The 21013-nt window shown below is 71.2% G+C and carries 19 protein-coding genes; 16 read left to right on the top strand and 3 right to left on the bottom strand.

The genetic code is table 11. From position 1 onward, the window contains the following. Positions 1–10 precede the first annotated feature (10 nt). From secD to ACFVHK_RS11775, 3 genes are all read left to right on the top strand, one after another. A complete protein-coding gene (gene secD / locus ACFVHK_RS11785; RefSeq protein WP_376928966.1) occupies positions 11–1756 on the top strand; it encodes a protein translocase subunit SecD in 1746 nt (581 codons plus the stop codon). Further along, positions 1756–2769, top strand: a complete 1014-nt coding sequence (gene secF / locus ACFVHK_RS11780) for a protein translocase subunit SecF (RefSeq protein ID WP_376928965.1) — start codon at positions 1756–1758, stop codon at positions 2767–2769. The genes secD and secF overlap by 1 nt, the downstream gene beginning before the upstream one ends. A gap of 74 nt (positions 2770–2843) precedes the next feature. Next, the gene (locus tag ACFVHK_RS11775) at positions 2844–5096 is read left to right on the top strand and encodes a RelA/SpoT family protein (protein ID WP_376928964.1); all 2253 of its coding nucleotides are present in this window, start codon (positions 2844–2846) and stop codon (positions 5094–5096) included. On the opposite strand, the gene ACFVHK_RS11770 is transcribed toward ACFVHK_RS11775, so the two are convergent. The 3 genes from ACFVHK_RS11770 to ACFVHK_RS11760 form a co-directional block, all read right to left on the bottom strand. Further along, positions 5066–5650 (bottom strand): type IV toxin-antitoxin system AbiEi family antitoxin, encoded by a 585-nt coding sequence (locus ACFVHK_RS11770; RefSeq protein ID WP_376928963.1) that lies wholly within the window; start codon positions 5648–5650, stop codon positions 5066–5068. The two genes, ACFVHK_RS11775 and ACFVHK_RS11770, sit on opposite strands and share 31 nt — an antisense overlap. A gap of 156 nt (positions 5651–5806) precedes the next feature. Beyond that, positions 5807–7039 (bottom strand): DUF349 domain-containing protein, encoded by a 1233-nt coding sequence (locus tag ACFVHK_RS11765; protein WP_376928962.1) that lies wholly within the window; start codon positions 7037–7039, stop codon positions 5807–5809. A gap of 111 nt (positions 7040–7150) precedes the next feature. Beyond that, entirely contained in the window at positions 7151–7918 is a 768-nt protein-coding gene (locus ACFVHK_RS11760) for a peptidylprolyl isomerase (protein WP_376928961.1), read from the bottom strand. A gap of 119 nt (positions 7919–8037) precedes the next feature. Between ACFVHK_RS11760 and ACFVHK_RS11755 the strand changes: the two genes are divergently transcribed. The 13 genes from ACFVHK_RS11755 (at position 8038) to nusB (ending at position 20994) form a co-directional block, all read left to right on the top strand. After that, on the top strand, positions 8038–9498 hold the full coding sequence (locus ACFVHK_RS11755) for a replication-associated recombination protein A (protein ID WP_376928960.1): 1461 nt from the start codon (positions 8038–8040) through the stop codon (positions 9496–9498). Between the two features lie 184 nt (positions 9499–9682). Then, a complete protein-coding gene (gene rpsD / locus ACFVHK_RS11750; protein WP_129235246.1) occupies positions 9683–10306 on the top strand; it encodes a 30S ribosomal protein S4 in 624 nt (207 codons plus the stop codon). A 137-nt stretch (positions 10307–10443) separates the two neighbouring features. Continuing rightward, positions 10444–10632 (top strand): hypothetical protein, encoded by a 189-nt coding sequence (locus ACFVHK_RS11745; protein WP_376928959.1) that lies wholly within the window; start codon positions 10444–10446, stop codon positions 10630–10632. Between the two features lie 69 nt (positions 10633–10701). Further along, positions 10702–13359 carry an alanine--tRNA ligase gene (gene alaS, locus ACFVHK_RS11740; protein WP_376928958.1) on the top strand — a complete coding sequence of 886 codons (2658 nt, stop codon included), beginning with the start codon at positions 10702–10704 and terminating at the stop codon, positions 13357–13359. Positions 13360–13361: 2 nt separating this feature from the next. Then, entirely contained in the window at positions 13362–13832 is a 471-nt protein-coding gene (gene ruvX, locus ACFVHK_RS11735) for a Holliday junction resolvase RuvX (protein WP_376928957.1), read from the top strand. Between the two features lie 238 nt (positions 13833–14070). After that, positions 14071–15714 carry an endolytic transglycosylase MltG gene (gene mltG / locus ACFVHK_RS11730; RefSeq protein ID WP_376928956.1) on the top strand — a complete coding sequence of 548 codons (1644 nt, stop codon included), beginning with the start codon at positions 14071–14073 and terminating at the stop codon, positions 15712–15714. 6 nt (positions 15715–15720) lie between these two features. Further along, positions 15721–16599: a shikimate dehydrogenase gene (locus tag ACFVHK_RS11725; protein ID WP_376929120.1), complete on the top strand. Its 879-nt coding sequence runs from the start codon at positions 15721–15723 to the stop codon at positions 16597–16599. Positions 16600–16623: 24 nt separating this feature from the next. Next, positions 16624–17835: a chorismate synthase gene (aroC, locus tag ACFVHK_RS11720; RefSeq protein WP_129235468.1), complete on the top strand. Its 1212-nt coding sequence runs from the start codon at positions 16624–16626 to the stop codon at positions 17833–17835. Then, positions 17828–18376 carry a shikimate kinase gene (locus ACFVHK_RS11715; protein WP_376928955.1) on the top strand — a complete coding sequence of 183 codons (549 nt, stop codon included), beginning with the start codon at positions 17828–17830 and terminating at the stop codon, positions 18374–18376. Before aroC ends, ACFVHK_RS11715 begins: the two co-directional genes overlap by 8 nt. Beyond that, complete coding sequence (gene aroB, locus ACFVHK_RS11710) at positions 18373–19455, top strand: 3-dehydroquinate synthase (protein WP_376928954.1); 1083 nt, start codon at positions 18373–18375, stop codon at positions 19453–19455. The genes ACFVHK_RS11715 and aroB overlap by 4 nt, the downstream gene beginning before the upstream one ends. 46 nt (positions 19456–19501) lie before the next feature. Then, positions 19502–19942, top strand: a complete 441-nt coding sequence (locus ACFVHK_RS11705; protein ID WP_376928953.1) for a type II 3-dehydroquinate dehydratase — start codon at positions 19502–19504, stop codon at positions 19940–19942. Between the two features lie 75 nt (positions 19943–20017). Further along, entirely contained in the window at positions 20018–20581 is a 564-nt protein-coding gene (efp, locus tag ACFVHK_RS11700; RefSeq protein WP_129235661.1) for an elongation factor P, read from the top strand. Further along, positions 20581–20994, top strand: a complete 414-nt coding sequence (gene nusB, locus ACFVHK_RS11695; protein ID WP_129235662.1) for a transcription antitermination factor NusB — start codon at positions 20581–20583, stop codon at positions 20992–20994. Before efp ends, nusB begins: the two co-directional genes overlap by 1 nt. The last annotated feature ends 19 nt before the right edge of the window (positions 20995–21013 follow it).

Below are 21013 nucleotides of genomic sequence, written 5' to 3'. Positions count from 1 at the left end.
AGGCACAACTGTGGCTGCACCATCCAAGCGGTCCTCGCGACCGACGCCCGTCCGCAAGGCCGTGCGATCACTGACCTGGCTCGGCGTCATCATCGTCGCGCTGTTCGGCATCAACGCGGCCGGCGTCATCTGGGGCGGTGGTTCGTGGACGCCGAAGCTGGCGCTCGACCTCGAGGGCGGCACGCAGATCATCCTCGCGCCGCAACTCGCCGACGGTGAATCCGTCTCGCAGGAGCAGCTCGACCAGGCGGTCTCGATCATCCGCCAGCGCGTCGACGCCTCCGGCGTCTCCGAGGCCGACATCACGACGCAGGGCGGCCAGAACGTCGTCGTGGCGATCCCTGGGGAGCTCGACGAGCAGACGCGCAACCGGATCGAGTCGTCGGCCAAGCTCGAACTCCGGCCCGTGCTGCTCGCGGACGCCGCGGCCAACCAGTTGATCGACCCGAGCGAGAGCCCGGAGCCGACCGACGGCGCGGAGGAGGAGGAACTCTCGGCGACACCGAGCGTCGAGCCCACCGATGCGAGCGACCCGAACTGGGTGACGCCGGCCCTGCAGGACGAGTTCGACACCTTCGACTGCGCGGCGATCGACGAGAGCGGCGCGAACGTCGCGCCCTCCGACGAGCCGCTGGTCACCTGCGACTCGACGCGCACCATCAAGTACCTGCTCGGACCGGTCGAGGTCAGCGGCGAGGACATCGTCGACGCCACGAACGGCATGGTCCAGACGCAGACCGGTGCGACCACGGGCCAGTGGGCCGTCAACATCGTCTTCAACGACCGCGGCACCGAGGCGTTCTCCGAGGTCAGCCAACGGCTCTTCGCCCTGAACGGCCAGACGCCGCGCGACCAGTTCGCGTTCGTGCTCGACGGCGCGGTGCTCTCCGCGCCGCAGATGAACGGCATCATCACCGACGGCCGCCCCCAGGTCACGGGCAACTTCACGCAGGAGTCGTCCGAGGCCCTCGCCGACCAGCTGAAGTTCGGCGCCCTGCCGATCAGCTTTGAGGTGCAGTCCTCCGACACGATCTCCGCGACCCTCGGTACCTCGCAGCTCCAGTCGGGCCTCATCGCGGGCATCATCGGCCTCATCCTCGTCGTGATCTACACGCTGTTCCAGTACCGTGCGCTCGGAACCGTCACCATCGCCTCGCTGATCATCGCGGGGGTGATCACGTACCTGATGATCACGATCCTCGGCTGGTACCAGGGCTATCGACTGTCGCTGGCCGGCATCGCGGGCCTCATCGTGGCGATCGGCTTCACCGCCGACTCGTTCATCGTGTACTTCGAGCGCGTCCGAGACGAGCTGCGCGACGGGCGACCGCTCGTCGGCGCCGTCGAGGCCGGCTGGAAGCGCGCGCTGCGCACCGTCCTGTCGTCGAAGTCGATGAACCTGCTCGCGGCGGTCGTGCTGTACGTCCTCGCCGTCGGCAGCGTGCGAGGCTTCGCGTTCACGCTCGGTCTCACCACGATCATCGACGTCATCGTCGTGATCCTCTTCACGCACCCCATGCTGCAGCTGCTCGCCCAGACGCGGTTCTTCTCCAGCGGGCACTCCTGGTCGGGCCTCGACCCCCAGGCACTCGGTGCCGTCTACCGTGGGCGCGCGGAGTTCCGCAAGCCGGTCGCCGTCCCGGCGAAGAAGGCGGCATCCAGTTCGCGTGAGGCGCAGAAGCGCCAGACCATCGCCGAACGCAAGGCAGCGCAGGCCGACGCCACCGTCGGCGCCGGCGAGAGCAAGGAGTCCTGATGGCCAACCGACTCACCACGTTCGGCAACGACCTCTACACGGGCAAGCGCTCGTTCAACTTCGTCGGCGGGCGCAAGAAGTGGTACACCATCGCCGCCGTGCTCATCATCCTCTCCGCCCTGGTGCCCGTCGTCCGCGGCTTCAACTTCGGCATCGAGTTCCGCGGCGGTTCGCAGTTCCAGATCGTCGGCGTCGCGAACGCGACCGAGCAGCCGGCGATCGACGCGGTCGCCGAGGTGGTCCCGGGTGCGGTCGCGCGCGTGACGATCGTCGGCGATGACGGCGTGCGCGTGCAGACCGACCAGCTCGAGCAGGCGGAGTCACGGGAGCTCACGACCGTCCTCGCGGACGCGTACGGCGTACCCGAATCCGAGGTCACGTCGTCGTTCATCGGCGCGAGCTGGGGCGCGGACATCACGCGCCAGGCGCTCCTCGGCCTCCTCGCCTTCCTGCTGCTGGCCGCCGTCATCATGGCGTTGTACTTCCGAACCTGGAAGATGTCGCTCGCGGCGATCCTGTCGCTCCTCGGGGACCTGATCGTGACCGCCGGCCTCTACGCGGCGGTCGGCTTCGAGGTGACCCCGGCAGCGGTGATCGGCATCCTGACGATCCTCAGCTACTCCCTGTACGACACCGTCGTGGTCTTCGACAAGATCCGCGAGAACACGTCAGAGGACGGCCAGGAATCGCGTCGCACGTTCGCCGAGTCCGTCAACCTCGCCGTGAACCAGACGCTGGTCCGTTCGATCAACACGAGCGTGGTCGCGGCGCTGCCAGTCGCGGCGATCCTGTTCATCGGCGCGGGCGTGCTCGGCGCCGACACGCTGCGCGACATCTCGCTCGCGCTGCTCATCGGCATCCTCGTCGGCACCTGGTCCACCGTCTTCATCGCCGCTCCGCTGTACTCGCAGCTGCGCGAGGGGGAGCCGACGATCAAGCGTCACGACCAGAAGGTCCTCAAGGAGCGGGAGCGCGCCGGAGGGTCGACGGCCGAGGCCCTGCCGGTCGCCTGAGGCGTCCTCCGGACCTCGATGGCGCGCGACCGATTCGGAAGCGGTGATAATTGAGGTCTGGAGGTGCGGGGCTCATGACCGATACCGGTGTCAACTCGACGGCGTCACTGCGTCGACTCGTGCCACGGATCTTCTCCAAGGCGCTTCCCGCAGGGGCGGTCGACAGCGTCATGCGGACGGTGCGCATGCACCATCCGAAGGCCGATCTCTCGGTCATCGAACGGGCGTACACGGTCGCCGAGCGCGCGCACGAGGGCCAGAAGCGACGCAGCGGCGAGCCGTACATCACGCACCCGATCGCGGTCGCCCAGATCCTCGCCGATCTCGGCATCGGATCCAAGGCCGTCGCCGCGGCCCTCCTCCACGACACCGTCGAGGACACCGCCTATACGCTCGACCAGCTGCGCGCCGACTTCGGTGACGAGATCGCGATGCTCGTCGACGGCGTCACGAAGCTCGACAAGGTCAAGTACGGCGATTCGACCCAGGCGGAGACGGTCCGCAAGATGATCGTCGCGATGTCCAAGGACATCCGGGTGCTGATCATCAAGCTCGCCGACCGCCTGCACAACGCGCGCACGTGGGGCTTCGTCCCGGCGGCCTCGGCGTCGCGCAAGGCCACCGAGACGCTCGAGATCTACGCGCCGCTCGCGCACCGCCTCGGAATCCAGACGATCAAGTGGGAACTCGAGGACCTCTCGTTCGCCGTGCTCTACCCGAAGCTCTATGCCGAGATCGAGAGCCTGGTCAAGCAGCGGACGCCCCAGCGCGAGGAGTACGTCCAGTCGGTCATCGACCTGGTCTCGGACGACCTCAAGGCGGCGCGCATCCGCGGCAAGGTCGTCGGCCGGCCGAAGCAGTACTACTCGATCTACCAGAAGATGATCGTCCGCGGCCGGGACTTCGATGACATCTACGACCTGGTCGGCATCCGCATCCTCGTCAACTCGGTCCGCGACTGCTATGCCGTCCTGGGCTCCATCCACGCGCGATGGACGCCCGTGCCAGGTCGCTTCAAGGACTACATCGCGACGCCGAAGTTCAACCTGTACCAGTCGCTGCACACGACGGTGATCGGCCCGAAGGGCCGCCCGGTCGAGATCCAGATCCGCACCCACGACATGCACCAGCGTGCGGAGTACGGTGTGGCGGCGCACTGGAAGTACAAGGAGCGGATGGCGGCCGGCCACGTCGACGGCGGGGCGCGCGGTGACGCCGACATGGCCTGGCTGGCGCACATCTCCGACTGGCAGGCCGAGACGGCCGATCCCGGCGAATTCCTCGACTCGCTGCGGTTCGAGATCGGCGCGAAGGAGGTCTACGTCTTCACGCCGAAGGGCCGGGTCATCGGGCTGCCCGCCGGCGCGACCCCGGTCGACTTCGCCTACGCGGTGCACACCGAGGTCGGCCACCGCACGATGGGCGCGAAGGTCAACGGTCGCCTCGTGCCGCTCGAGAGCGAGCTCGTGAGCGGCGACGTGGTCGAGGTGTTCACGTCGAAGAACCCCGACTCGGGTCCGAGCAAGGACTGGCTGATCTTCGTCAAGAGCCCCCGCGCGCGGAGCAAGATCCGCCAGTGGTTCACGAAGGAGCGACGCGACGAGGCGATCGAGCACGGCCGCGACGCGATCGCCCGGGCGATGCGCAAGCAGAACCTCCCGCTCCAGAAGCTCATGAGCCAGGATTCGTTCGCCGAGGTGGCGGCCCAGCTGCGCTACGACGACGTGTCGGCGCTCTACGCCGCCGTCGGCGAGGGGCACGTGTCGACGCAGTCCGTCATCGAGAAGGTCATCGCCCTCGTGCGGGACGTGGACGATGCCGACGAGCCCGAGCTGCCCGCCATCCCGGTCCGCTCGCGACCGCTGCCGAGGACCAGCGATTCCGGTGTGCTGGTCCGCGGCGCCCCCGACATCCTCGTGAAGATCGCGCGGTGCTGCACGCCCGTGCCCGGTGACGACATCGTCGGCTTCATCACGCGGGGCTCGGGGGTCTCGGTGCACCAGGCGTCGTGCCACAACGTGCAGTCGCTGCTCCGCGAGCCCGACCGCATGATCGACGTCGAGTGGGCGCCGAGCTCCAAGAGCGTGTTCCTCGTCCAGATCCAGATCGAGGCGCTCGATCGCGCCGGGCTGCTCTCCGACGTGACGCGGGTCCTCAGCGAGCACCACGTGAACATACTGTCCGCGAACGTCTCGACGTCGTCGGACCGGTTGGCCATCAGTCGGTTCGTCTTCGAGATGGGTGACACCACGCACCTGGACCGGGTCCTGAACGCCGTTCGCCGCATCGACGCCGTCTACGACGTGTACCGGGTCAGCGACGGCTGAGCCCGCCGAGCGGCCTCGGCCGCCGTCAGGCGGTCGAGGGCGGCTGCCTTGTGGGGCAGTCGATGGGCGAGCTCCAGGCGTGATCGGACGCGTTCGCCCATCGACCGGTCGGCACTGAGCAGCGCGGCAACGATCCCGACCACGTCGCGGGCGGGCTCCGCATCGCGGAGGAGGTCGTAGACCGTCCGGTCGGGCGTGGTGCACCGGACGCCGCCGATCATGGCGATGTCCGCGGCCGCGATCGCGACCTCGCGCAGGAGCAGCCCGGTTGGCAGCGACCGCGTGGACACGCGTGCCGAGTGCGGTACGCAGCATTCCGCCAACGGCGGGGGAGCCGGAAGCGCTCCGTGCACCCAGGCGGCGGACCGACGCTCGACGACGAACGGCGACGACAGACCCGGCGCCACGGATGCGGCACGGAGGTCGGGCAGGTCGGGCTCGTCGACCGGGCACCATCCGTCGCCGATGCGCATCACCTCGCCGTCGAGTCGTGCAGCGCAGAGTTCGGCCAGGGGGAGGTCGTCGAGGTCGAGGACCGAGGGGAGTCGCGCCATGCGACCCATGTTCCGCGATCCGCCGGAGCGCCGGGCGGCTTCCGCCGCGGGCTGTGGATCATCGCGGTGGCCGGTCGGATGTGCAGGAGACCGCTCCGAACGGACTCGACCCGCCACCGCGAGCGCGGCGACGGGTCGGGTGAGGATTTCGGGCGGTCAGCCGCCGACGGCCTTGAGCCACGCGCGGCGTGCGTCGAGCGCCTCGCGCGCCGCGGCGATGGCCTTGGCATCGCCGGCGGCCTCGGCCTCGGCGAGCTCGGCCTCGAGCTTCGCGATCGCGTCGTGCAGCTGGCCCAGCATGCCCTCGGAACGCGCCTTCTTCTCGGGATCCTCGCGCTCCCAGCGCTCGTCCTCCAGGGCGCGAACGTGGTTCTCGACCTTGCGGAGGCGGTCCTCGACGGTGCGCACCTGGTCGCGCGGCACGCGGCCGACCTCGTCCCAGCGCCGCTGGATGCCGTTCAGCGTCGCACGGGCCGCGCGAGCGTCCTTCGAGGCGAGCAGCACGTCGGCCTCGTCGAGCAGCGCGAGCTTCTCCGTGAGGTTGGCGCGGTACTCCTCGTCGTCCTTCGCGTCGATCTCGGCCTTGGCCTGGAAGAGCACGTCGCCCGCGGCCTTGAACTTCGCCCAGAGCGCGTCGTCGACCTTCTTCCCGGCGCGGCCGGCCTGCTTCCACTCGTCGAGCAGCGAACGGTACTCGACGACGCCGTCGGCGCCGCGCGGCGCGAGGGCCTCGGCGCGCTCGATGAGCCGCTGCTTCCGCTGTCGCACCTCGCGGTGCGAGGCGTCGAGCTCGGCGAAGAACGCCTTGCGGTGCTGCTCGATCGTCGAGCGTGCGGCACGGAATCGCTTCCAGAGCTCGTTCGCCTCGCCCTTGGGCAGTCGCGGGCCCTCCTGCTGGTGCTGCTGCCAACGGGCGAACAGGGCGTCGAGCTCGGCGGAGGTCTGCTTCCACTGGGTCTTCGCGGGGTCCTGCGACGCGAGCGCCTCGGCCTCCTCGACGATGCGGGTGCGCTCGGCGATCGCTTCGGCCAGCGCGGCCTTCGCCTCGGCCTGCTGCTGCGCCGTGAGTTCCTGCGTCGTGCCGGACAGGGCCTCGAGGCGTCGGGTGAGCGCGTCGAGGTCGCCGACGGCGTGGGCATCGGCGACGCTCGCCTGGAGCGTGGCGACGGCCTTCGCGACATCCGCTGCCGGTGCACCGCGGCGGACGCGCTGCTCGAGCAGCCCGACCGCGCCCGCGAGGTCGGCGTACTTGCGCTCGAAGTACGCCAGCGCCTCTTCCGGGGTCGCATCGGGGTACTGCCCGACCTCACGCTCGCCCTCGCTGGTCCGCACGAAGACGGTGCCCGTCTCGTCGACGCGGCCCCACGGTTGCTGTGCTGAATCGGTCACGAACTCACCCTGTCGTCTCTCGGATGCCGCGTGCGCGGCGGATGACGGCATCAAGCCTATTGCACCCCCGGGGGCGGTGCCGGTCGCATCCGAACCCTGACGCAGCCGCGCTCACTCCACGACGAACGACGTGATGCTGACCGGCCGGACGGGTGCACCGTCGGTGGCGTCGTCGGCGACGCCCTGGTCGATGATGTCGGCGCGCAGCGCGTCGAGCCCGTCGGTCACGCGGCCGATCACCGTGTAGCCGCCCGCCGCGTCGGCGGGGATCGTCGAGTCCTCGTAGACGATGAAGAACTGGCTGCCCTGGCTCTCGGCGACGCCGCCCTGACGGGCCATCGCGATGGTGCCCGCGGGGTAGGCGTCGTCGCCGGGCGCGTTCTCGACCGGGCCGTAGCTGTACCCGGGGCCGCCCGAGCCGTCGCCGTTCGGATCGCCGCACTGGAGCACGAAGATGCCCTCGGTCGTGAGGCGGTGGCAGGTGAGCCCCTCGTAGAACCCGGAGTCGACGAGGTTCACCGTGCTCGCGACGGCCTGTGGAGCTGCGGCGCCGTCGAGCTCGATCGAGAGCGTGGTGTCGTTGAGCGTGAGCGCGCCGACCCACGTCCGGTCCTCGGCCAGGTCGGGTGAGGGGACCTCGGCGGCTTCGGGGCTGGCGCTCGGCGAGGGCGTCGGCTCGGCCGCGGGCGTGCCGGGACCGCCCGAGAAGTAGAAGAGCTGCGCACCCGTCGCGAGGGCGAGCACCACGACGAGCCCGATGCCGGCGAGCACGTTGTCGCGCGTGCGGCGCCGGACGGATCGGCGGTGCACCTCCTGGCGGGCCTGGTAGGTGCGGAGGCGCGAGCGCTCCTCGCGCGCCTGACGGTCGTTCGTTGCCACGCTGCTCCTTCGGGGGGATCCTGCGGAGGAGAGCCTACGCAACCGCGGCACGCCCGGGCGAATCCTGCCGGCCGCCCGCGGGGCGGGCGCTGTCGGTCGCCGCGATTACGCTGGTCCGCATGGTGGATTCGGCCCAGGGGTTGCGCGCGGGTGCGACCCCGCTCGCGGTGCGGATGCGACCGCGGAGCCTCGACGAGGTGGCCGGTCAGCGGCATCTCCTGACGCCGGGTTCGCCGCTCGTGGCGCTCGCGGCCGACCGTACCGGCGAGTCCGGTGCCGTGTCGGTGATCCTCTGGGGTCCGCCGGGCACCGGCAAGACCACGCTCGCCCAGGCGATCGCGCGGTCGTCCGGCCGCAAGTTCGTCGAGCTCTCGGCGGTCACCGCCGGCGTGCGCGACGTGCGCCAGGTGATGGAGGCGGCGCGCGCGGATCGCGACCTGTACGGCGTCTCGACCGTGCTGTTCCTCGACGAGATCCACCGCTTCACGAAGGCGCAGCAGGACGCACTGCTCCCCGGCGTCGAGAACGGCTGGGTCATCCTCGTCGCTGCGACGACCGAGAACCCCTCGTTCTCGGTGATCTCGCCGCTGCTGTCGCGCTCGCTGCTGCTCACCCTCGAGACGCTCGACGACGACGACCTCGCGCTGCTCGTGGACCGCGCGGTCGTCGATCCGCGCGGTCTCGGAGGAAGGGTCGAGCTGGCACCCGAGGCGCGCGCGGCGATCGTGCGCCTCGCCTCGGGTGACGCGCGACGCGCGCTGACCGCCCTCGAGGCGGCATCCACCTCGGCGATCAGCGAGGCGGCGCACGAGCCTGCGGATGACTCCGGCGACGCCGACCGGGCCGGCGACGCCGACGAGGGCGGCGAACGGGTCGATCCCGGCGAGGCCGACGGCGACGGGGCCCCGGGTGACGGGGCCGAGGCGGTCGGAGCGCCGCTGCCGGTGATCACGCCCGAGGTGGTCGCGCGGGCCGTGGACCGCGCGCTCCTCAGGTACGACCGCGACGGCGACGAGCACTACGACGTGATCAGCGCGTTCATCAAGTCGGTCCGCGGCAGCGACGTCGACGCCGCCCTGCACTACCTCGCACGGATGATCGAGGCCGGGGAGGACCCTCGGTTCATCGCCCGTCGCATCATCGTCCTCGCGTCCGAGGACATCGGCATGGCCGACCCGACCGCGCTCGGCGTCGCGGTCGCCGCGGCGGACGCGGTGCAGTACATCGGCATGCCCGAAGGTCGCATCCCGCTCGCCCAGGCCGTCGTGCACCTGGCGACCGCACCGAAGTCGAACGCCGCCTACCTCGGGATCGATGCCGCGCTGGCCGACGTTCGAGCGGGCCGCGCGGGTCGCGTGCCGAAGCACCTGCGCGATGCGCACTACCCCGGCGCCAAGCGGCTCGGGCACGGCAAGGGCTACGCGTACCCCCACGACGACCCGATCGGCGTCGTGGCCCAGCAGTACCTGCCCGACCCGCTCCGCGGCGCCGTCTACTACACGCCGACGGAGCACGGGAACGAGCGCGAGGTCTCAGCGCGACTCGCCAAGCTGCGTCGGATCGTGCGCGGTGAGCGTTGACCTGCCGCTCGTGGTAGGATCGTCGCTGGCCTGAAGCCAGATTCTCGCGTGCGGCTGCGCGGTCTCCACGGCGAAGGGATGCGACCTGTAGCCGGTCGCCCCGTGGCGAACCCCTCTGAACATCGTCTTTCCGGCGCCCGGCGCGCCCGGAACACACCGTTTGAGAATCCTCCGAAAGGACATCGTGACCAACCAGTCCCGAAGCAAGACCCGCCTCTCCCGTGCGCTCGGCGTCGCCCTCACCCCGAAGGCCGCCAAGTACATGGAGAAGCGTCCGTACGCTCCCGGCGAGCACGGCCGCACCAAGCGCAAGCAGGACTCCGACTACGCCGTGCGCCTTCGCGAGAAGCAGCGCCTGCGCGCCCAGTACGGCATCCGCGAGAAGCAGCTCCGCATCGCGTTCAACGAGGCCCGCCGCACCGACGGCATGACCGGTGAGAACCTGGTCGAGCTGCTCGAGATGCGCCTCGACGCGCTCGTGCTCCGCGCCGGCTTCGCCCGCACCATCTCGCAGGCCCGCCAGTTCGTCGTGCACCGCCACATCACCGTCGACGGCAAGATCGTCGACCGCCCGTCGTTCCGCGTGAAGCCGGGCCAGATCGTGGGCGTCAAGCAGCGCTCCGAGGGCACCGAGCCCTTCCAGGTCGCGGCGGCCGGCGGCCACGTCGACGTGCTCCCCAAGACCCCGGGCTACCTCGAGGTCGAGCTCGACAAGCTGCAGGCCACGCTCGTGCGTCGCCCGAAGCGCGCCGAGGTGCCCGTCACGTGTGACGTCCAGCTCGTCGTCGAGTACTACGCCGCCCGCTAGTCGGCGGTTCGCCCGAACGGGGTCGCGGTTCGCCGCGGCCCCGTTCGTCGTCTCCCCGCGGCATCCGTCGCACGCCCTAGACTGAGGAGACGCGTGCGCACCGCGCGGCGCGAGCACGACCCATCGAGGAGTGAGACGTGAAGAGCATCCTGTGGTTCACCATCGGCGTCGCGGCCGGCTTCGCCGTCGCGCACCAGGTCGACCGCACGGCCCAGGGCCGTGAGTTCTTCTCGGGGATCGACGCCAAGGCGCGTGCGTTCGGACGCGCGGTGGCCGAGGGCTACCACGCTCGCGAGGCCGAGCTCCGGGCGGCCGAGGACCACTAGTCGCGGCGCGCGACGCATCCCGCGCCATGCGCGGGACGCTCCACCATCCCCACGAACCAGAACGGAACCATGCAGACTGCCGAGATCCGCCAGCGCTGGCTTGACTTCTTCGCGGCGCGCGGCCACACGGTCGTGCCGTCGGCCTCGCTCGTGTCCGACGACCCGTCGCTGCTCTTCACGGTCGCCGGCATGGTGCCCTTCGTGCCGTACCTGACCGGGGTCGTCCCGGCGCCGTACCCGCGCGCGACCAGCGTGCAGAAGTGCATCCGCACGAACGACATCGAGGAGGTCGGCAAGACCCCTCGCCACGGCACGTTCTTCCAGATGAACGGCAACTTCTCGTTCGGCGACTACTTCAAGGAGGGGGCGATCACGGCGGCGTGGGAGCTCCTGACCACCTCCGAGGCCGAGGGCGGCTACGGCTTCGACCCGAAGGACCTCTGGGTCACGGTCTACGAGGAGGACGACGAGGCGCGCGAGATCTGGAAGCGCGTCGCCGGCCTGCCCGACGAGCGGATCCAGGGCCTCGGCAAGGACACGAACTACTGGCACACGGGCCAGCCCGGCCCGGCCGGCCCCTGCTCGGAGATCTTCTTCGATCGCGGGCCCGAGTACGGCATCGACGGCGGTCCGGCCACCGACGACGACCGGTACGTCGAGATCTGGAACCTCGTGTTCATGCAGTACCTGATCGCCGACGTGAAGTCGAAGGTCGACTTCACGATCGTGAAGGAACTGCCCAAGAAGAACATCGACACCGGCATGGGCCTCGAGCGCGTCGCGTTCATCAAGCAGGGCGTCGACAACATGTACGAGATCGACCAGGTCCGGCCGGTGCTCGACGCCGCGGCGCGCATCTCCGGTCGCCGCTACGGGGCCGACCACGAGGACGACGTGCGCATGCGCGTCATCGCCGACCACATCCGCTCCTCGCTCATGCTCATGAGCGACGGCGTGACGCCCTCCAACGAGGGTCGGGGCTACATCCTCCGCCGCCTGCTCCGCCGCAGCATCCGTGCGATGCGCCTGCTCGGCGTCGAGGGGCCGACCTTCCGCGAACTGTTCGCCGCGTCGCGGGACGCGATGAAGGACGCCTACCCCGAGGTGGCCACGAGCTACACCCAGATCGAGCAGCTCGCGCTCGGCGAGGAGGCGACCTTCCTCCGCACGCTCACCGCGGGTACCGCGATCCTCGACGGCGCGGTCGCGAAGACGAAGGCGGATGGCGCGGACCGCCTCGCAGGCGACACCGCGTTCCTGCTGCACGACACCTACGGCTTCCCGATCGAGCTCACGCTCGAGATGGCGGAGGAGGCCGGCCTCGCCGTCGATCGCCCGACGTTCGACACGCTGATGGCCGACCAGCGTTCGCGTGCGAAGGCCGATGCGAAGTCGAAGAAGAAGGTGCTCGCCGACCTCTCGGTCTACAGCGACTTCCGGGCCAGGGGCGAGACCGTCTTCACGGGCTACACCGACCTGGTGACCGACTCCAGCGTCCTCGGCATCCTGGTCGACGGGCGCCCGGTCGCCGCGGCGACCGCCGGCCAGACCGCAGAGGTGATCCTCGCGGAGACCTCGCTCTACGCCGAATCGGGCGGCCAGGCCCCCGACCAGGGCCGCATCGTGGGCGACGGCTTCGAGCTCCGGGTGCTCGACGTGCAGAAGCCCGTCAAGGGGCTCATCAGCCACACGGTGACGGTGACGAACGGCGAGGTCGGCGTCGGGGTCCCGGCGACGAGCATCGTCGACGAGGACTACCGGCGCGGGGCGACGCAGGCGCACTCCGGCACGCACCTCGTCCACGCGGCGCTCCGGCAGGTGCTCGGGCCCACGGCGCACCAGTCCGGCTCGTTCAACAAGGCGGGCTACCTGCGCCTCGACTACGGCTGGAACCAGGCGTTGTCGGCGGAGACGCGCAGCGAGATCGAGGAGGTCGCGAACGGCGCCGTGCGCGAGAACCTCGAGGTCGTCACGCGCGAGATGCCGATCGACGAGGCCAAGGCCCTCGGCGCGATGGCGCTGTTCGGCGAGAAGTACGGCGACGTCGTCCGCGTCGTCGACATCGGCGGTCCGTGGTCCCGCGAGCTCTGCGCGGGCACGCACGTCGCGCGCAGCGCCGAGGTGGGGATGATCAACATCGTCGGCGAGTCCTCGGTCGGCGCCTCGAACCGCCGCGTCGAGTCGCTCGTCGGGAAGGATGCGTTCCAGCGCTTCGCCGCCGAGCGCGCCCTCGTGCAGGAGCTGACCGGAACGCTGAAGACGCGCCCGGAGCTGCTCGTCGACCGCGTCGGCGAGCTCGTGGCCAGCCTGAAGGCCGCCGAGAAGAAGATCCAGGCGTACGAGTCGAAGGCGCTGAACGACCGAGTGCCCGCACTCGCCGCGAAGGCGGAGCGCGTGGGCGACCTGCTGCTCGTCACCGAGTCGGTGGGCGAGCTCGGCTCGGGCGACGAACTCCGTTCGCTCGCGACGGCCGTGCGCGGCAGGCTCGGCGACGCGGCATCGGTCGTCGCACTCGTCGGCGTGGTCGGCGGCAAGCCGCTCGCGATCGCGGCGACGTCGCCGGCGGCGCGCGACGCCGGTGCGAACGCGGGCGTGATCGCGAAGGCGATGGCCGCGGCGCTCGGCGGCGGTGGTGGCGGCAAGCCCGACCTCGCACAGGGCGGCGGCACGGACCTCGGCGCGATCCCGGCTGCGCTCGGCGCCGCGCGGACCGCTTCCGGAGCCTGATCGTGAGATCGGGCGCGCGACTCGGCATCGACGTCGGCCGGGCGCGGATCGGCGTCGCGAGGTGCGACCCGTCGGCGATCCTGGCGGTGCCCGTCGAGACGGTCGCTCGGAGCGCCGAGGACGACGGCACCGACATCCGCCGCGTGCTGGAGCTCGCGTCCGAGTTCGACGCGATCGAGCTCGTGGTCGGGCACCCGCTGTCCATGTCGGGCCGGCCGACCGCGTCGACCGACGACGCCGTCGGGTTCGCCGAGCGTCTCGCTGCGGCCGGGGGGACGGTGCGCCTGGTCGACGAGCGGATGTCGACGGTGAGCGCGCAGCAGGCGCTCCGCTCGGCCGGCAAGTCGTCGAGGAAGCAGCGTCCGATCATCGACCAAGCTGCAGCCGTTATCATTCTGCAACATGCCATCGATGCCGAACGGGCATCGGGTACCGCCCCAGGACGCACGATCTCCGTCGAGGAAGGCCCCTGACCTCGTGACCCAGCTCCCCCCAGAGCGCCGAAGCGGCTCCGCGCCGGTGCCGCCGTCATCCGACCCGTACGGGCGCGACGAAGCGCTCGGTGGCGCGGGACCGCAGCCCCCCGTCCCGCGGACCCGGCGGGAGTTGCGGGAGATGGAGCAGCGGCAGGCGGCGGAGGCGGCGCAGCGCGCGGCCTCAGCGGATTCGGAGCGTGCGGCGGCAGCGGAGACTGCGGAGCACGCGGCTTCCGTGGAGGCGCAGCGTGCCGCAGCGGCGAGGGCCCAGCGGGCGGCGGAAGCCGAGCGGGCGGCGGAGGCGGAGTGGCGTGCCGCTCAGGAGGCTCAGGCTCCCGCCCAGCAGGTCCGGCGGCCGCAGCAGGCGCCGCCGCCGCAGTCCGCGCGCGTCGCGGCGACCGGACCGACGGGACTCCCCGGCCAGCACCCCGACCAGCACGCAGGCCGGCAGCCGGAGCCGGGCCGGCCCGACGACCCCTGGTACGACGACGGCACGCGCGGGTACGACGACGGCACGCGCGGGTACGACGACGGCACGCGCGGGTACGACGACGGCACGCGCGGGTATGACGCGCACGAGGACGCCCGCTACGCCACCGAGGACAGGCTCGCCCCGGAACCTGCCGGACCGGTTCGCGGGCGGACGGACGAGGCGCCCGAGGAGTGGCCGCCGACCGGCGGGCGAGGTCTCATCGCGGAGGCCGACCCGCACGACCAGGACCCGTTCGCCGTCTTGGTCGACGACACGACGCGCCCCTCGCGCACCGACCGCCGCGCCGCGGCGGCGTGGGACTTCGAGGAGCACGAACGCGAGCCGAACCGTCGCCGACGCGGCGCGTGGGGCTGCCTCATCGCGCTGATCGTGCTGGGGGCGCTGGTCGCGGCCGCCGCGTTCTTCCTCCAGGGGCCGATCACGTCGCTCATGGAGCGCTTCCAGCCTCCCGAGGACTACTCCGGTGCGGGCACGGGCGAGGTCGTCTTCATGATCAACGAGGGCGACGGCGGTGAGACGATCGCGGGCAACCTCGAGGAGCAGGACATCGTCGCCTCCTCCGAGGCGTTCATCGACGAGGTCACGAGCCGCTCCGAGCAGCCGATCTTCTACCCCGGCGCGTACCGGATGGCGAACCAGATGAGTGCGGAGGACGCACTCGACGCGCTGCTCGATCCCGAGAACAAGCTCGAGAACACCTTCGTGATCCAGGAGGGGCTGTGGGCCCGCGACGCACTCGCGAACGCCGCGGCCGCGACGGGGATCCCGATCGAGGAGCTCGAGGCCGCGGCATCCGACCCGCAGGCGCTCGGCCTGCCCGCCGAGGCCACGAGCGTCGAGGGCTTCCTCTTCCCCGCGACGTACACGTTCGGACCCGACGTCACCGCCGACGAGGTGGTGCAGACGCTCGTCGACCGGTCCTTCCAGTCGCTCGACCAGGCCGGGGTCGCCCCCGAGGACCGGTGGGAGACGGTGATCGTCGCCTCGCTCATCGAGCGCGAGGCGGGCTCCGAGGCCGATGCGTACAAGGTCTCCCGGGTCATCCGGAACCGCCTCGACGCGAACCAGTTCCCGACCCAGCTGCTCCAGTTCGACTCGACCGTGCACTACGGGACGGGCGACGACACGCTCGTCACGACCACCGACGCGGAGCGCGCGGACGCCTCGAACCCGTACAACACGTACGTGCATCCCGGGCTCCCGCCAGGGCCGATCGGCAACCCGGGCGACGTCGCGATCGACGCGGCGCAGCACCCGGCCGACGGGCCGTGGCTGTACTTCGTCACCGTCAACCTCGAGACCGGCGAGACGGTCTTCTCGGCGACCTTCGAAGAGCACGAGGCCGCGGTCCAGCAGTTCCTGCGGTACCTCGATGAGAACGGGTAGCGGGTGATGGCGGCTTCCGGCGCGGCGAGCGCGGGCACGGCGGGGGAGCGCACGGTCCGGCTGGCCGTGCTGGGCTCGCCGATCGGGCATTCGAAGAGCCCGGCGCTCCACAGGGCGGCGTACGACCGCCTCGGCTTCGACTGGCGCTACGACGCGATCGAGGTCCGGTCCGGGGAGTTCGCCGGGTTCCTCGAGCGCGCACGAGGCGAGGCGGATGCCGCGTGGCGCGGCCTGTCGCTGACGATGCCGTTGAAGCACGAGGTGCTCGCCCACCTCGACGGGGCCGATCGCCTCGTCGAACTCGCCGGGGCGGCCAACACCGTCCGGTTCGCCGAGGACGGCGCGCTGCAGGGCTTCAACACCGACATCGGGGGCATCGTCCGCTCGCTCGGCGACGCCGACCTCCGCCGCGTGCACCGCGGCGTGCTGCTCGGCAGCGGGGCCACGGCGTCGTCGGCGCTCGTGGCCATGGCCGAGCTCGGCGCCGCAGAGGTCGACGTGCTCGTGCGCAATCCGGATCGGGCGGTCGGCGTGCAGGAGCTCGGCCGGCGACTCGGGCTCGTGGTCCGGGTGCGCCCGCTCGCGGAGCTCGCGGTGGCGGCATCCGCCGACCTGGTCGTGAGCACCGTCCCCGGCGGCACCGACCTGGGCGTGGCGCCGTCGGATGCGCTGGTCGGCTCGGCGCTGCTGCTCGACGTGGCCTACGATCCGTGGCCGTCCGCGCTCGCGGCGGGATGGCTCGAACGCGCGGGCCGCGTGACGCACGGGCTCGGCATGCTGCTGCACCAGGCCCTCCTGCAGGTGCGCGTCTTCGTCTCGGGCGACCCGTTCGAGCCGCTGCCCGACGAGGCGGCCGTGCTCGACGTCATGCGCGGGAGCCTCTGACGGCGCTGTGGGAGGATGGTGGGCATGCTCCGTTGGCTCACCGCCGGGGAATCGCACGGCCCCGAACTCGTCGCGATCCTCGAAGGCCTCCCCGCAGGCATCCCCGTCTCCCTCGATGACATCCGCGCCGACCTGGCGCGCCGCAAGCTCGGCTACGGCCGAGGCGCGCGCATGAAGTTCGAGCAGGACGAGCTCGCCGTCTCGGGCGGCGTGCGGCACGGCCTCAGCCTCGGCAGCCCCGTGGCGCTGCGGATCGGGAACACCGAATGGCCCAAGTGGCAGCAGGTGATGAGCCCCGAGCCGGTCGACGCCGAGGCGCTCGGACGAGGACGCGGTGCGCCGCTCACTCGCCCGCGGCCGGGGCACGCCGACCTCGTCGGCATGCAGAAGTACGGCTTCGACGAGGCCCGACCGGTGCTCGAGCGCGCGAGCGCGCGCGAGACCGCCGCGCGCGTCGCCCTCGGGGCGGTCGCGCGGTCGTTCCTCGCCGAGCTCGGCATCCGCCTCGTGTCGCACACGGTCGCGATCGGTCCCGTCCAGGTCCCCGAGGGCAGCGAGCTGCCGATGCCGTCCGACGTCGACCGGCTCGACGCCGACCCGCTGCGCTGCTTCGACGCGGCGACGAGCGAGCGGATGGTCGCCGAGGTCGACTCGGCGCACAAGGACGGCGACACGCTCGGCGGCGTCGTCGAGGTCCTCGCCTACGGCCTGCCGCCCGGGCTCGGCTCGCACGTGCACTGGGACCGCCGCCTCGACGCCCAGCTCGCCGCGGCGCTCATGGGCATCCAGGCCATCAAGGGCGTCGAGGTCGGCGACGGCTTCCTCACGACCACCCGACGCGGCTCGGCCGCGCACGACGAACTGCACCTCGCCGACGGCCGGATCGTGCGGGCGAGCGACCGCGCCGGCGGCACCGAAGGCGGCATGTCCACGGGCACCGTGCTTCGCGTGCGCGCAGGCATGAAGCCCATCGCGACCGTCCCGCACGCCCTCCCCACGATCGACGTCGCGACCGGCGAGCCGGCCCCGGCTCACCACCAGCGCTCCGACGTGTGCGCCGTCCCCGCGGCGGGCGTGGTCGCCGAGGCGATGGTCGCGCTGACCCTCGCGAACGCCGTGCTCGAGAAGTTCGGCGGCGACTCGGTCGTCGAGACCCGGCGCAACCTCGACGCCTACCTCGCGGCGATCCCCGACGCGCTCGCGAGCGAGGTCGCCGACGGCGCGATCCGTGCCTGAGCCGTCCGCTCCGAGGTCGGTGCCGGGCGACTCGGGGGCGATCCCGCTCCCGATCGTGCTCGTCGGCCCCATGGGCTCCGGCAAGTCGCGCGTCGGCGCGAGGCTCGCGTCGGCCGTCGGCGCGCCGTTCGTCGACACCGACCACCGGATCGTCGATCGCCACGGCCCCATCGAGGAGATCTTCGCTCGCGAGGGCGAGGCGTACTTCCGGGCGATCGAGCGCGAGGTCGTGGCCGAGGCGCTCCGCGAGCAGGCCGTCGTCTCGCTCGGCGGGGGCGCCGTGCTCGACGCGGACACGCGCGCCGACCTCGCCGGCCTCGCCGTCGTCCGGCTGGACGTCAGCCCGGAGGCCGTGGCGCCGCGGCTCACCGGAGGCACGCGGCCCCTGCTCGCCGACGGCGGGCTCGAGCGGTGGACCCGGATCCGCGAGGAGCGCCGCCCCCTGTACGACGAGGTCGCCGGCCTCAGCATCGACACCACGCGTCGCTCGGTCGCGAGGATCGTCGCGGAGATCACCGAGTGGGCTGGAGGACGCGCATGAGCGAGCACGAGGCGACGGTGATCCGGGTCGGAGGCGACGCCGGCTACGACGTGCGGATCGGGCGCGGAGTGCTCGACGGGCTCGGCGACGCGATCGGAGCATCTGCGCGCAAGGTGCTCGTCGTGCACCCGGCCACCCTCGGGGCGCGTGCGACGGCGCTGCGGGAGTCGCTCGCCGACCGGTTCGAGGTGCTCCTCGCGGAGGTCCCCGACGCCGAGCAGGCCAAGCGGGTCGAGGTCGCGGCGTTCTGCTGGCAGATCCTCGGTCAGGCCGACTTCACCAGGACCGACGTGATCGTCGGCTTCGGCGGGGGAGCGATCACCGACCTGGCGGGCTTCGTCGCGGCGACCTGGCTCCGCGGCGTCCGCATCGTGCAGGTTCCGACGACGGTGCTCGGCATGGTCGACGCGGCGGTCGGCGGCAAGACGGGCATCAACACGAACGAGGGCAAGAACCTGGTCGGCGCCTTCCACGCCCCGGCCGAGGTGCTGTGCGACCTCGAGGTGCTCGACACGCTGCCGAGGAACGAGATCCTCGCGGGCTTCGCCGAGATCGTGAAGGCCGGCTTCATCCGCTACCCCGAGATCCTCGACGTCATCGAGGCCGACCCGGATGTCGCGACCGACCCCGGTACGCCCGAGTTCCGCCGCGTGGTGGAACTGGCGGTCCGGATGAAGGCCGACGTCGTCAGCGAGGACTTCACCGAGCAGGGGCTCCGCGAGATCCTCAACTACGGCCACACGCTCGGCCACGCGGTCGAGCACGCCGAGCGCTACCAGTGGCGCCATGGCGCGGCCGTCGCGGTCGGGATGGCCTTCGCGGCCGAGCTCGGCCGGCTCTCCGGGCGGCTCTCCGACGAGGTGGCCGATCGGCACAAGCGCGTGCTCGACCTGCTGAGCCTGCCGACGTCGTACCCCGCGGGGCGCTGGAACACCCTCCTCGCGACCATGCAGCGCGACAAGAAGGCCCGCGCCGGGCAGCTGCGGTTCATCGTCCTGGACGACCTCGGCAAGCCCACCGTGATGCTCGCGCCAGACCAGTCGCTGCTGTTCGCGGCGTACCAGGAGATCGCGTCCTGAACCGCGACGGGCGAGGCGGCGGATGCCGCGCCGCTAGGCTTCGGGCATGACCACGATCCTCGTCCTCAACGGACCGAACCTCGGCCGACTGGGCACGCGCGAACCCGAGGTGTACGGCTCGGAGACGCTCGCGGACATCGGGGCGAGCCTCCGGGAGTCCGTTCCCGACGACGTCGTGATCGAGGTGCGCCAGACGGACGACGAGGGCGAACTCATCGGGTGGCTCCACGAGGCCGTCGATCGCCGCGTGCCGGTCGTCCTCAACCCCGCCGCGTTCACCCACTACAGCTACGCGCTCCGCGACGCGGCCGCCCAGCTGAAGACCGCGGGCGTGCCGCTCGTGGAGGTGCACCTGTCGAATCCGCACGCGCGCGAGACCTTCCGCCACACCAGCGTGATCTCCGCCGTCGCCTCCGGCGTGATCGCCGGGTTCGGGTCGGACTCGTACCGCCTCGCGGTCGACTGGCTCCTGCGACCGCCCAGCTGAGTCGACTACACTCGATCAGTCGCATGCCCTTCGGCGTGCCCGCAGACTTCCCTCCATCGAACGGAAAGCACTTCCATGGCATCCACCGCTGACATCAAGAACGGCGTCGTCCTGAACATCGACGGCCAGCTCTGGAGCGTCGTCGAGTTCCAGCACGTCAAGCCCGGCAAGGGCGGTGCGTTCGTGCGCACCAAGCTGAAGAACGTCGTGACCGGCAAGGTCGTCGACAAGACGTACAACGCGGGTGCCAAGGTCGACATCGAGAACGTCGACCGTCGCGACTTCACGTACCTGTACAACGACGGCGACGGCTTCGTGTTCATGGACGCCACCGACTACGACCAGCTCACGGTCCCGGCGGTCGTCGTCGGCGACGCCGCGAACTTCATGCTCGAGAACCAGTCGGTCACCATCGCGCTGAACAACGGCAACCCGCTCTACATCGAGCTCCCCGCGTCGGTCGTGCTCGAGATCACCTACACCGAGCCGGGCCTGCAGGGCGACCGCTCGACCGGCGGTACCAAGGCGGCGACCGTCGAGACCGGCTACGAGATCCAGGTCCCGCTGTTCCTCGAGACCGGCACCAAGGTCAAGGTCGACACCCGCTCGGGCGACTACCTCGGCCGCGTGAACGACTAGTGAGCGCCCGTACGAAGGCGCGCAAGCGCGCCCTCGACATGCTCTACTCGGCCGACATGCGCCAGGTCCCGGTCGAGCAGGTCCTCGTCGCCGAGGCCGAGCGGGCCGTGAACGAGCCCGAGCGGCAGGCGTCGTGGCTGTACGCACGCGAGATCGTCGACGGCATCGTCGACCACCGCGACGAGATCGACGAACTGATCACCACGCATTCCCGCGGCTGGACGCTCGAGCGCATGCCCGCGGTCGACCGCGCCCTGCTGAGGATCGGCGTCTGGGAGATCGTGTACAACGACGAGGTCCCCGACCCGGTCGCGATCTCCGAGGCGGTCGAGGCCGCGACGGTGCTCTCGACCGACGACTCGGCAGGCTTCGTCAACGGACTGCTCGCGGCCGTCTCGCACGCCAAGCGCTGAGGCACCGGCGGCGCCGCAC

It is taken from the genome of Agromyces binzhouensis (assembly GCF_042672355.1).
Taxonomy (GTDB): domain Bacteria; phylum Actinomycetota; class Actinomycetes; order Actinomycetales; family Microbacteriaceae; genus Agromyces; species Agromyces binzhouensis.
Note: the sequence above shows the minus strand (reverse complement) of the source record. Positions and strands in the feature narration are given on the sequence as shown.